Source organism: Providencia sp. wls1916 (assembly GCF_009706585.1).
GTDB classification, from domain to species: domain Bacteria; phylum Pseudomonadota; class Gammaproteobacteria; order Enterobacterales; family Enterobacteriaceae; genus Providencia; species Providencia lanzhouensis.
In genome coordinates this window covers 465213-477934 of record NZ_WLUL01000009.1, presented here as the reverse complement: position 1 = coordinate 477934, position 12722 = coordinate 465213, and the positions used below count along the sequence as shown (strand labels likewise).

The window sequence follows — 12722 nt, the reverse complement described above, 5'->3', positions numbered from 1 at the left end:
ATCTTTGTATTATCAACTCTGCCTTATGATTTCATGGTTTTATTGCCAATGTGGCTAGGAATGTTGGCAAGAAATTATCGATAACAAAACGAGGATTTGGCTGCCAATCTTCTTGAAAACCTGCAATGTTAAAGCCCGCCTGTATTTGCCCACCAATTAAGTCCGTCAGTGAATGACCAAAGACAAACGCTTCTTGCTTTGCTTGTTTTGACGCCACCTGTTCCTGCGATAAGTTATCTAATTCTGAAAACGGCATGGTATATCGTGGTCGAATAATTGTATTTTCAGTAGGACTTTTATCTCTATCATCAACAAATACGACAGGGTTAAAAAAGCTTGAGAGCAATCGACCTTGCGGTTTAAGTACCCGAAAGCATTCTTGCCATACAGGATTAACATCGGGAATGTATAAGTTTGAAATTGGGTGAAAAATAATATCAAATGAATTGTCTTCAAACATAGGGAGATAACGCATATCACCTTGAACTGTTGTCAGTGCTAAATTATCCCGCTTAGCCACCATACTATCTTGCGCTAACTGTTTTTCTGACAAATCAAATACTGTCACGATAGCGCCCACAGCAGCCAATATTGGCGCTTGCTGCCCACCCGCAGAAGCTAAACAGAGAATTTTTTTCCCTTTTACGTCACCAAGCCAAGCTTTATTTAATGGGGTTGGCGTTAGATGAATTTCCCAATTTCCTTTTTTTGCTTCTTCAATTGTTTGGCTATCAACCGGAGTAGACCAAGGTTGTTGAGATGCCGCTTGTTTATCCCATGCCTTTTGGTTTGCAGTAATAAAATCCGTCATAAAGTGTACCTATACATACATTAATTGAGGTCATTGTAGTCGCTGTAAGATTAAAGTAAATAAAAAAGTGTACCAATAAGTACATTTAATTTCCATGTTGGGAAATAATGCAAGCTATTTGGCTGGTTATATGTGAAAGCAATCATGAACAAGTATGGGAAGATGATTGAAATTAAGGGGTGTTATTCGCATAATATATGCATATTTGAACTCGCCATTGGCTTATCATGCTAGCAAAATTCTATCCTGTTATCTTATTGGTTATTTCCAATGTATTTATGATGTTCGCTTGGTATGGACATTTAAAATTTACGAATAAGCCATTATATATAGTCATATTCTTTAGTTGGTTGATTGCATTTGTAGAATACTGTTTTGCGGTACCTGCAAATCGCTTAGGACACCAATATTACAGCGCCGCTGAATTGAAGACGATGCAAGAAGTGATTACGTTATGCGTATTCGCTGGGTTTTCTGTGCTTTATCTAGGTGAGAGTTTTACAATAAACCATATCATTGGCTTTATTCTTATTTTTGCAGGCGCATTTTTTATTTTTAAAGGTCCTTTTTAGTGAACAGCATCTTCTACTTTATAGAAAGTAGAAGATGCTTAATAAATAATGGGATTTTTACTTACACCCAACCTTTTTGACGAAACTCTTTAAGTACCGCAACGAACTGCTCCATTTCTTGCGGGGTACCTAAGGTTAAGCGGTTCCAACCCATAACAGGTGGAAATTCTCTGCCAACCATAATATTGGCCTCTTTCATACGCTGTTTATAAGTTTTCACATCACCTTTTACTTTGTGGAAAATAAAGTTAGCTTGTGATGGCGCATACTCTAAGCCTAATTCATTAAGCGCAGTTTCAACGATTTTACGTGAAAGATTGTTAGATTTAAGGCTATATTCCAGGAATTTCTTATCTTTCAATGATGCAATGGCAGCGACAGCACCCGCAGTATTGGTGTTATCAATCGAGATAAACTCATCGACCGCTTCAATGATTTCAGGGGGTTGCAATGCCGTACCCCACTCGCAGGCCTGCTAATGCGTAAATTTTCGAGAAAGTCCGTGTCACTATTAGGTTTTTTTGTCCTGCTTTGACTAATCCAATTGCGCTTACAAACTGTGGATCTTCAACAAATTCCGCGTAAGCTTCATCAACAATAAAAAACTGTTTATCTGAAACTTTTTTCATCCAGTTATCGAGTGGGCTATGCGGAGTTATCATCGCCGTTGGGTTGTTTGGATTACAGATATAGATAATGGATAAACCATCGTAATCATTGGCGATTTGCTCCATTTTTTTCAGGTCAAAACTCAAGTCCGATTTTAAGGGAACTTTAGTTATTTCTACACCGAGTGGGAGAGCATAAAGTTCAGCATAGTTAAATGTTGGATCTGGAGTGATAAGTTGAATTTTTATGCCATCTTTTCTTGCTTTATTTGCGAGCATGGCGACAGCCGCCTGAATGGTTTCTGACGAACCATTTCCGAGGGTCACATTTTTGCTGTCTAGACTATGCAGTGTGCCAATATTACCAATAAGCTCAGAGCGTGCGTCATCAGGGTAACGGAATGAACCGGGTAAAGCTTCAATAACCGCTTTTTGTGCACTGGGTGACATTCCCAATGAGTTCTCATTGAAATTGAGTAATAAAGGATGTTGGGCATTTGGTTTAACAAGTGCGCTAGTATTTGCACTTGCTTGATTTAAAACTGAATTTAGTGCTAAGCCACCAGCAATAAGTGAGCTTGATTTTAGAAAAGAACGACGATCCATAATGAGTCCCTGAAATATATTTATCTTGTGTGATTAGATTACTCGAAATAATTCAGTTGTAAATAAATATATAGTTAAAGTGATTTTTTATTCATTTTGTTATATTTCAAAAGGCTGGTTTGAAACGGAGATAATTTTTAAACTGCTCTAATGGATTGATTATAAATAGTAATTTTGATTAGTTTTAATTTTTGGGAGTGGTGTTAATTATTGCACATTGAATTGATATGGTTGTATATTATCATACATAACGATAACTAATCACAGAGAGAGAATAATGAAACTATTTATGTTTTATGTTGGTGGTAATGCCGGAAAATCCAATATTGAGGTGCACGATATTCAGTTTGCGGCAGTCAACACACCAGAAGAAGCTTGGCCACTATTGCGCGATGCTTGGTTTGGGGATAAAGATAAAATTCATGTGGATGGGTATGCAGATATCAATTGGGCAGATGGGTTCGACATCAGTTTGAGCAAAGAACCATCAGAAAGTGAATACAAACTCTATTTTATTAATGTAGGTGGATATATTTCATCAACACTTGCGGAGCTGCATGAGTTTGATCTCTTTGTGGCAAAAAATGCCCAAGAAGCTAAACAAAAAGCAATTAGCCAGCTCTTAGTGAACAGTCAGCAACAGCATAAAGATAATTTAAAAGATGTTGATGATTGTTTATTGCTACAAAAAATTGGTGAATATTATATTCACCTAAATAAAAATAAGAATGGAGATAAATATCAACCATTATGGCAAGGGTATTTACCAATAGGTATAAATAGCTAACTTTTAGTTAATACGTAATAGCCAGCATTATTAAAGATATTACTGGCTATTATGATTCAGAGTGAAATTTATTGAGCTTCTTGTGTCGCTAAGCTAGGTGAAATTTCAATCACTGCCACTTTCACCATATATTTCTTGTTATTCTCACCCTTTGGTACTTCCGCTGTAATTTTCTTTAACGCTTCTTCTGGCTGAGCGGTTTGTACAGCCGTTGAGTATTGCATCATTCCTTGATGGCGTCCCATATATTGCCCACGGTAAGTACCATCACAGGGTCTGTCATACTGAGATTGATTGGATCCGTTACACCAAGTTCCATTGCCATTTCGGTGATAACCATTACCGTGATAAGCAAATGTAGAGAAACTCACCGCTAATAAGCTGCCGACTAAAATAAGTGATTTTAAATTTTTCATTTTGATTCTCCTCTTTATTTATTATCAGCTTGCCACTGTGTTTTTTTATTTCAATCTTATTTACTTAAATATAGGGAAGTTTCATATTTAAAACACAGTTATTCATTATTTCTTCATACTGATAAAAAATTGTTAAATAAATATTGGTAGTGTTCGAATGGCAATAATTCAATATTATATAAGCTATAAAATGTTAAGTGTAAAATAAATTTATTTTTATTTTGTCAATTAAATGGAACTTTTTGTGCGGCATGAATATCGAGATACTTATTATTGATGGGGTAAAGGTGTTAACATAATCGATAAGCCCATAAGTGTAGTATGAGAAGGATTTGAGATTGAAACGTATAAAAAGCAAGCTACTGATAGTTATATTGTTGGCGTTAGGTGCATTTGCTTATCAGTTTTATACAACGATCGGTGATAGCGATGTCACCAGGCAAGCTGAAAAGCTTATCGAGAATAAGCTAAGTTCAGGTAGTCCTCTGACTTTTGAGAATGTCAAAATTGTCCTGAAAAGCGAATTTAAAGAAGGTGAAAGCTACCGAGTCTGTGGTTTTTATCAAACTAGTGAGCAAGGTGATAAGTTACCGTTTGTTGCTAGCGTCAGTGTTCAAGATGGAAAATTCTCTGAACATCATCAATTGATCACCAGTGATACACCAGAACTACGCACTGCTATTGTGTCATTGTGTGAAAAATCACAGTAATTCTATTTAGAGTATTTACGGTATAGCTGCGTATCCAATTCAGGCGTTCGCCTACATTTTTCCCATAAAAAAAGCCAGTAATAAATACTGGCTGCTATAAATTAGCAAAAGCAATGTAAATGAAAATTCGTTATATACATTACCATATAGCGCTTAAAAGAAAAGGACTTTTATACAAAGTCGACTAACATCATTATTAACTATGATCTTGATCAGGGTTTGAAATAGGGGAAAGGGCGAGAGGGATGAGTTCCAGCCTAGCGGTTATCGCTGGAGGCTGGAAAATAGAGCTAGAGTATTATGCTTTTAACCAGTGACCATGATGGAAAACATCTTCAACCAGTTCATGGAGAACGATATGGGCTTCTTTATCATCATGGAAGCCTTTGGTATTGAAGGTGGTTGCACCACTGTCATGTGTAATAAAAAGGTTGCTACCTGGGTATACTTCTAAAACTCTGGCATGCAATTCAGCTGTGAACGCGTCGTAGGATTTTTCAGAGAGCGTTGAGACTAAATCGTCAGAAACTTTGATGTGGATTTCCATATATTACCCTTTGATGTAGAAAGCAAATTAGCGATAAGTGTATTGGTATCATAAAACATTAGCAATAATCTTATTATGATGATCGCAAAACGATTATTCTACTCTGAAATAGGTTTGAGTGGTAGATTTAAAATATAATTCAATGAAGACGTATCAAACTATATTTAATATTTATCATCAATGATTATTCAAAGGAGTAATCATTAAAATTTAGCAATTAGTTATTCAATTTAAAAAATAATTAAATACCATTTAACCAAATACGCGTTCACTTAATTAAATTTAATGATTTTTTACTTATAATAGTAAATTCTGGTTAAAAATTATCATGTTTTTAATCAATTGATTGAGATCGTTCTTAAATTAATCAATCTGGTTGTATCACTTTGTTTTAATAATTATTTTATTTCACTTTTTTACTCTGGCTTGCATGATTATTCGCTGTCTTAAGTATTAAATAGGCTGATGTTCAGAAAAAAATTTACAGAGAAAGTAAAAAAAATATAATTCATGGGTCTTGTTTAATAACATTGATTATTCATGATAAACCATCATGGTTTATATTTTTATTTGTTTAATTACTTAAATAATATGGAGCTAAATAACTCACCAACTAATACATCTATTAGTGGATATAATAAAAGGAGCATAATTTGATAGAATTTATAAACTCAATCAGCAATCTTATTTGGGGCTCGTTATTAATTTATTTATTACTGGGAGCCGGCTTATATTTTACAATACGATCTAAATTTATTCAGTTTAGGCATTTTGGTCACATGTTCGGAGTACTGAAAAATAGCACTCAATCGGACAGCTCAGGTATTTCTTCATTCCAAGCACTATGTACCAGCCTAGCGGCACGAGTCGGTACTGGAAATCTAACGGGTGTTGCTATCGCGATTACGGCAGGCGGCCCTGGCGCTATATTCTGGATGTGGGTCGTTGCATTATTAGGAATGGCGACATCATTTGTTGAATGCACATTAGCGCAGCTTTATAAAACCAAAGATGACCAAGGTAACTATCGCGGCGGACCTTCTTATTACATGGAGAAAGGCTTAAAACAGCGCTGGATGGGTGTATTGTTCTCCATCTTCTTAATTATTGCATTTGGTTTGGTTTTTAATGCAGTTCAAGCGAACTCCATTGCACAAGCAACTGCTGTGGCATTTGATTTTAACCCACTCTATGTTGGAATTACCTTAGTGATCCTCAGTGGCATCATTATTTTTGGTGGATTAAGATCAATTGCTAAAGTTGCCGAATTTGTTGTGCCAATCATGGCTATTGCTTATTTAGTACTGGCTTTCTGGGTCGTCGGTCAAAATATTGAGCGCTTACCTGATGTCTTTATGCTGATTTTCCGTAGCGCCTTTGGTTTACAGGAAGCCGCAGGCGGTGCAATTGGTTATGGTATCGCTCAAGCGATGACGCAAGGCATTCAGCGGGGATTATTCTCGAATGAAGCCGGAATGGGGTCTGCGCCAAATGCAGCGGCATCTGCGTCACCTTATCCACCACACCCAGCCTCCCAAGGCTATGTCCAAATGTTGGGAGTATTCATGGATACCATAGTGATCTGTAGCGCTACAGCCATTATTATTTTGGCTTCTGGCGTGTTAGATGGCCCGGTGGGTAAAATCAATGGTATTGAGCTGACTCAGCTAGCTTTATCTTCTGCGGTGGGCAGCTGGGGAAGTATCTTCGTTGCGATTGCAATTTTCTTTTTTGCCTTTACATCCATCATTGCCAACTATGCTTATGCAGAAAGCAATATGATTTTCTTGGAAAATAATCATACCGCAGGGCTATTTATTTTCCGCTTAGCGACATTGGGAATGGTGATGTTCGGGGCGCTCGGTGAAATGCCACTGATTTGGAAACTTGCGGATATTTCGATGGGCTTAATGGCAGTTACAAACTTGATTGCCATCCTCTTGTTGTCCGGTGTGGCATTTAAACTCGCGAAAGATTACAACCAACAGTTAGGTGCGGGCAAAATTCCAACATTTGATATTAATGATCATCCAGAGCTGAAAAAGCAGCTCAATGAAGGAATTTGGGAAAAGGAGTCGGTTGAGCAGTGGGTTAAGAACGAAGCCCATTAATTTTGCAGCTGCTGATCGCTGTTGACTGCATTGACCTCAGTTGAAAATTAATAGAAATGTAAGGCGCTTGGATTTATTTCTAAGCGCCTTTTTTATTATTCATTCTCTGGTTAATAAATATAAAAAACTTGCTTTATTGTCTTTAGAGCGTAAGGTTTTGGAGGAAAATAATAACCAAGATAAATATGAAATAAGGTGTTGATCAGGAAGATGAAACTCGGGCGATACGCAGCAACATTTTACGGGGTCGTGTCCATATTATTGTGGAGCACGATGGTAGGGCTTGTTCGCAGTACGAGCGAAAACTTTGGCCCTATTGGTGGTGCGGCACTTATCTATTCGATAGGGAGCCTAGTTTTGGTTGTTGTAATGGGATTGCCGAAAATTCATCTTTTCCCTAGACGTTATTTGTTCTGGGGGGCATTTTTATTTGTTAGCTATGAAATTTGCTTTATTTTAGCTCTAGGGCTTGCCAATACTCGTCAGCAAGCCATTGAGCTGGGTATGGTGAATTATTTATGGCCGAGCTTCACAATTGCGTTAGCGGTTTTATTTAATCGGCAGCGTTTTAGCCTATTACTGATTATTGGGCTTATTTTAGCGTTTGCAGGCTTATTGTGGGTTATCTCAGGGGATCAACCTTTGTCCCTGAATGCGATTCTTTCAAATATTCAAAGTAACCCACTGAGCTACGGCTTAGCCTTTGTTGGTGCATTATTGTGGGCTTTCTATAGCAATATTACGAAACGAATGTCGAATGGCTGCAATGGTATGGTGCTGTTTTTTATCATGACATCGGTCGGATTGTGGATCTTATTTATCTTTTCGACGCCAGCGCCATTTAATATCAATGTGAATAGCATCAGTTTGTTATTTGTCACTGCTATTGCAACTGGCGGGGCGAATGCACTTTGGACAGTGGCAATCATTAAAGGCAATGTGGCTTTTCTCGGGACATTGTCCTATTTCACTCCTGTTATCTCTACAGCGTTTTCTTCAATGTTATTGAGCACCGCATTAACACTGGGGTTCTGGCAAGGTGTCTTGATGGTAACCATAGGGTCAATCACCTGTTTTATTGCGACAAGGCGCTGAGTTATGTTTGGGCGTGTAACGAACACTAATAGCGCCGAGGATAAAAATCACACCAAGTAGCTGCAATACCCAATGTTCTGGTAAGCCATGTTGAACAGCATCGATAATGACGCTGGAAAGTACTTGACCACTAATAGCGAAAATAGTGGTTAGTGTGGCGCCAAGTAATGGCAAAACATAGCTGTTTATGATGACAAAGCAAGCACCAATGACGCCTCCTGTAAACGCAATGAGAGGAATGTTTTCAAAGGTAATGTTAAATGAGTCTTGGGCGAACCAAATAATCATGCTTAATAATAAAAATCCCACAACATGATTAATTAAAGAGGCATAAAAAGCATTGGTGACTTGAGATAGCCCTCCATTAATGCTTCGGCTCAGAATAATACAAATTCCATTAGACAGTGCGATCATAATAAAAAACAGTAACATAGATTATTTCCGCAGAATGATGAATGTTGAGCCAATCAGTAGTAGCAACACCGTAATTCCATCCTTTAGCGTTACTTTTCGTTTGGCTAACCCTAAAAATCCTATATGGTCAATGAGTAGCCCTGCCACTATTTGCCCTGTTAGCATCAATACAATGGAACCTGAAAGTGAAAGAGGGCTGTTGACTGTGATCGCGGCGAGTAACACTGTAAAGGCACCAGGGATCCCACCGAGATAGCTCCAGCGGGGAATTTTGTGGTTTCTTTGTGTTTTTCCCAATCGACCTTTGACCATCAACCAGATCAGCAAAGCAACCATGCTACCTATTCCGTGAGTCAACCAAGAGGCTTGTAGTGGCGAGGTAAAAGTAGATAAATAGCTATTACTCATGATCATCAATGTGAGTAAAACACCGGAACACACGGCGATCAGCGAAAGTAAAATCTCTTTTTTCATATTGATTAATTCGGGGTGAATGATTTGCGAAGTATAGGGATTGTCGATGATGAGAAAAACCGTTATAAAGGAAAAACTGTGTTTCTATTAAGTTGACAATAATGAATGTTGATTACACGCTACTCCCTATTTTTATCGCTATTGTCGAGCAGGGCAGCCTGACAAAAGCAGCAGAATCACTGCATATGACAAAATCGGCGGTGAGCAAAAAGTTGATAGCGTTAGAAGCGCAAACGGTGATCCGTTTAATTACACGCTCAACTCGCCACCTGCAACTGACAGAAGCGGGGGAGCTTTACTATTCCTACCTGAAAAAAGCCCATCAAGCGATTAACGAGGGCAATGAAATGCTCTCTCGTTACAGTGGTTCGGTCGATGGAACATTAAAAATCAGCGCTCCAATGGTATTTGGTCATTTGCACTTAACCGCACTGCTTCCCGAGTTTTTGAAACGCTGGCCACAATTACATGCAGAGATCGTGTTTGACGATAAGCTGGTGGATTTAGTGGGTGATGGCTTTGATATGGCAGTGCGGATAGGCGAATTACAGGATTCTTCGTTAATTTCTCGAACGTTATCACCTTGCCATAGTGTTTTGTGTGCTTCCCCGAAATGGCTTGAGGAACATGGAAACCCGAATAATCTTGATGAACTCGCTGAGCATAACTGCCTTTTATACAGCTATTTCCAAGCAGGGCAAACATGGTTGTTTACCTATCAGGGAAAGAAAGTTCGATTTACCCCGACGGGGAATTTTCGGGCAAATAGCAGTCTCGCATTGCACCAAGCCGCTTTACAAGGGCTTGGTATTTGCCAGCTACCTCAATTTATTGTCGCACCGGATATTCTCGCTGGGCGATTGGTCACGGTGTTACCGGAGTATCACTTGCCGCTGCATCATATTTATGCGGTCTATCCAAACCGGAAGTTTTTACCTAAAAAGGTGGCGACTTTTCTCGATTTCTTACAGGAAACGCTCGGAAGTTCAGGGGATTATCAGAAAAATTATGAATTGAAATTATTGTGAGTTTTCTGGAATAAGGTCGCTAAAAAATAAAAAGCCGAATGTCAGCAATATGCCAACATTCGGATTTTAAATATCAAGATTAAGCTAAGTTTTGCTCAGCAACAGGCTCGCTTTTCGCGGTCAATTTGCCGATAAACATCGAGATAATAAACGCGATAATCCCTGGAATTAACCAACCCATACCTTGCTCAAACAGCGGTAAGTAGGTGATTAGGTTTGCTTTTACTGTTGTGCTTAATAATTCCATATTATTTAGCGTATCGAATAGGCTCATCAGTACAACTACGCCAATGGTGATCCCATAAGTGACCCTAGGAGCAGCCATAAATTTGCGTGCAAATTGCAGGAAGACGATAGTGACCGATGAAGGATAAATCATCAGCAGAGCCGGAATAGTGACGCGCAATAAAGTATCGAGACCAAACGTGGACACGACAGTGGTTAGCATCGTGAAGAAAACCACCCAGAAGCGATAACCTAAACGGTGATGGAAAGTGGCAAAGTAATCTGCACAGGCGCTGGTCACACCCACTAAGGTGGTCATGCTTGCCAGTAATACAATTCCGCACATGATCCATGTACCTACCGCACCAAACAGGACATCGACGTAACGAGAGAAGATCTGTCCGCCGTTGGTGGCTGTATTCGCCACTTGTTCACTGGTCGCGCCTAAATAGAACAGGCAGATATACAGTGCCGCGAGTAAGCTCACTGAAATTAAACCCGCTTTAATCGTGATGGTCGCGACTTGGCGTGGTTCAGTGATCTGTTTTGAAGCTAATGCACGCGCCACAATCCCGCCAAACGCCATCGCAGATAGTACATCCATGGTTTGGTAACCATCAATTACGCCGCCAAAGAAGGCAAATTCTGCATACTGTTTAACAGGGGGATTCATATCAGAAAGCGGGTCAATGACCACGGCAATCCCCACTACCACTAATAAAACAAGTAACGCTGGAGTCATAAACTTACCAATCGCGCTAATCATGGTGCCTTGCTTCAACATGAAGAACATCGAGGTAAAGTTAAAAATGAGCGCGAAAGTGAGATGAGAAAATGTGCTTTTTTCAACGAAGCCTAATGGTAAAAAGCCCATTTCAAATGCGGTATTCGTCACCCTTGGCATCGCAAATGTGGAGCCGACAATTAGGTAGAGTGCAACCCAGAAAATGACCGCAACCCATTTAGGCAAATCAACAGAAAGCTTTTCACCACGTCCTTTTACTGCAACTGTTACTAAGGTTAAGAAGGGTAATAGAACACCGGTGATCAGAAAACCTAATGAGGTATCAAACCAGTCTGTCCCTGATTGATAGCCTGCCATCGGTGGAAAGATGATATTTCCCGCGCCTAGAAATAAGGCGAATACCATCATCCCCAGAATTAACATATCTTTAGTCGAAAACATTTTACTACCTGTTAGTGATGTGGGTTTTATTGTACTTATAGATGAATGACAATTTTTTAAAAGAGGCAGATAGTATCAAATTTGGAAGAGTAAGTAAGGTAAAGGATAAAATAGCCCTAAGAGAAAGACAGGAGATGGATATGCCAGAATGGGGATGTCTAGGCATATCCAGTTAAATTGTATTTTGGTCTAGAGATTTGAACTTTAAATTAACTGCTCACTAGATAATAAATTTGTTTATTGCGACAGCAACGCCATCACAATCGTTGGTATCGGTGACAAATTTCACTATTTCACGAATATGTGGCGCAGCATTTCCCATTGCAACCGAAACACTCGAATACTGTAGCATGGCAACATCATTATTTTGGTCACCGATGCTCATGACTTTATCCGGCGTGAGAGATAATTTCTCACATAACACTTTTAGTGCAGAGCCTTTGCTTGCATCCTTATTCGAAACTTCGAGGAAATAAGGACTAGTTTTGATCAGCGAGTAGTTTTCAAAGGTATTTTCAGGAATATAGCTGATACCTACATCCAGTTTCTCGGGATGGTCAATAATCATGATTTTGGTAAAACTGAGCGAGCTATCCATTTCGTTAACTGGGCAATACACCAAAGGGGTATTGGTGAAATAGGCATCATGAATGGTATAGCGGCTAATATGACGATTCGCAGTGAACATGGTGTTGTCTGCAAGGGCGTGCATATGAACCCCCACGTTGTTAGCTAGTTCAGCAAAATATTGATAATCTTCAAAATCTAACAAGTTTTCATACAGGTGGCTGCCATCATTGGCTTGATGGATAACGCTGCCATTGTTACTGATGCAGTAGTTACTGGCGGTGTCTAATCCAAGTTCTTGAAGGTAGGGCAAAATGCCAGAATAGGGGCGACCTGAGGCAAGGACAATTCGCACACCTTGTTTGTGCGCGCGGGTAATGGCTTCTTTCACTGCGGGAGAAATTTGGTGCTGCGAATTGAGTAACGTGCCATCTAAATCAATGGCGACCAGTTTGATTGACATCAATGCCTCCTAAAATAGAACTTTTACACGTACCTTACTCTGATTATCGAGAATGTAAATTATCTAAGAGGGCAACGGATAAGTTGCTCAGTAAAAAGGATG

13 protein-coding genes and 1 pseudogene are annotated in these 12722 nt (G+C 39.1%); 6 read left to right on the top strand and 8 right to left on the bottom strand.

Annotation, left to right across the window (positions count from 1 at the left end):
- Positions 1 to 31: 31 nt before the first annotated feature.
- A complete protein-coding gene (locus GKR61_RS05415; RefSeq protein WP_036953147.1) occupies positions 32 to 811 on the bottom strand; it encodes a class I SAM-dependent methyltransferase in 780 nt (259 codons plus the stop codon).
- A gap of 227 nt (positions 812 to 1038) precedes the next feature.
- Here GKR61_RS05415 and GKR61_RS05410 point away from each other — a divergent pair, with 227 nt between their 5' ends.
- Positions 1039 to 1383 (top strand): DMT family protein, encoded by a 345-nt coding sequence (locus GKR61_RS05410; protein WP_036953148.1) that lies wholly within the window; start codon positions 1039 to 1041, stop codon positions 1381 to 1383.
- A 61-nt stretch (positions 1384 to 1444) separates the two neighbouring features.
- Here GKR61_RS05410 and GKR61_RS05405 read toward each other — a convergent pair.
- Positions 1445 to 2597 (bottom strand): annotated as a pseudogene (locus GKR61_RS05405) (pyridoxal phosphate-dependent aminotransferase).
- Between the two features lie 277 nt (positions 2598 to 2874).
- Here GKR61_RS05405 and GKR61_RS05400 point away from each other — a divergent pair.
- Entirely contained in the window at positions 2875 to 3384 is a 510-nt protein-coding gene (locus GKR61_RS05400; protein WP_108478017.1) for a DUF1543 domain-containing protein, read from the top strand.
- A 68-nt stretch (positions 3385 to 3452) separates the two neighbouring features.
- Here GKR61_RS05400 and GKR61_RS05395 read toward each other — a convergent pair whose 3' ends face one another.
- A complete protein-coding gene (locus GKR61_RS05395) occupies positions 3453 to 3800 on the bottom strand; it encodes a hypothetical protein (protein WP_036953152.1) in 348 nt (115 codons plus the stop codon).
- Between the two features lie 338 nt (positions 3801 to 4138).
- Between GKR61_RS05395 and GKR61_RS05390 the strand changes: the two genes are divergently transcribed.
- Positions 4139 to 4510, top strand: coding sequence for a hypothetical protein (locus GKR61_RS05390; RefSeq protein WP_154599183.1), 372 nt, complete (start codon positions 4139 to 4141; stop codon positions 4508 to 4510).
- A 298-nt stretch (positions 4511 to 4808) separates the two neighbouring features.
- Here GKR61_RS05390 and GKR61_RS05385 read toward each other — a convergent pair whose 3' ends face one another.
- Positions 4809 to 5057 carry a DinI-like family protein gene (locus GKR61_RS05385; RefSeq protein ID WP_036953155.1) on the bottom strand — a complete coding sequence of 83 codons (249 nt, stop codon included), beginning with the start codon at positions 5055 to 5057 and terminating at the stop codon, positions 4809 to 4811.
- A gap of 653 nt (positions 5058 to 5710) precedes the next feature.
- Between GKR61_RS05385 and GKR61_RS05380 the strand changes: the two genes are divergently transcribed.
- Together GKR61_RS05380 and yddG are read left to right on the top strand one after the other, a co-directional pair.
- Entirely contained in the window at positions 5711 to 7168 is a 1458-nt protein-coding gene (locus tag GKR61_RS05380) for an alanine/glycine:cation symporter family protein (RefSeq protein ID WP_154599184.1), read from the top strand.
- 210 nt (positions 7169 to 7378) lie between these two features.
- Positions 7379 to 8263, top strand: coding sequence for an aromatic amino acid DMT transporter YddG (gene yddG / locus GKR61_RS05375; protein ID WP_036953158.1), 885 nt, complete (start codon positions 7379 to 7381; stop codon positions 8261 to 8263).
- On the opposite strand, the gene GKR61_RS05370 is transcribed toward yddG, so the two are convergent.
- Together GKR61_RS05370 and GKR61_RS05365 are read right to left on the bottom strand one after the other, a co-directional pair.
- On the bottom strand, positions 8231 to 8695 hold the full coding sequence (locus tag GKR61_RS05370) for a DMT family transporter (RefSeq protein WP_036953160.1): 465 nt from the start codon (positions 8693 to 8695) through the stop codon (positions 8231 to 8233). The genes yddG and GKR61_RS05370 overlap by 33 nt on opposite strands.
- Positions 8696 to 8698: 3 nt before the next feature.
- Positions 8699 to 9151: a DMT family transporter gene (locus GKR61_RS05365; protein WP_154599185.1), complete on the bottom strand. Its 453-nt coding sequence runs from the start codon at positions 9149 to 9151 to the stop codon at positions 8699 to 8701.
- Positions 9152 to 9252: 101 nt separating this feature from the next.
- On the opposite strand from GKR61_RS05365, the gene GKR61_RS05360 reads away from it, so the two are divergent.
- A complete protein-coding gene (locus GKR61_RS05360) occupies positions 9253 to 10179 on the top strand; it encodes a LysR family transcriptional regulator (protein WP_154599186.1) in 927 nt (308 codons plus the stop codon).
- Between the two features lie 79 nt (positions 10180 to 10258).
- Here the strand turns inward: GKR61_RS05360 and brnQ are convergent, their stop codons facing one another.
- Complete coding sequence (gene brnQ / locus GKR61_RS05355) at positions 10259 to 11590, bottom strand: branched-chain amino acid transport system II carrier protein (RefSeq protein WP_154599187.1); 1332 nt, start codon at positions 11588 to 11590, stop codon at positions 10259 to 10261.
- Between the two features lie 220 nt (positions 11591 to 11810).
- Positions 11811 to 12620 carry a sugar-phosphatase gene (gene yidA / locus GKR61_RS05350; RefSeq protein ID WP_108478022.1) on the bottom strand — a complete coding sequence of 270 codons (810 nt, stop codon included), beginning with the start codon at positions 12618 to 12620 and terminating at the stop codon, positions 11811 to 11813.
- Positions 12621 to 12722: the final 102 nt, after the last annotated feature.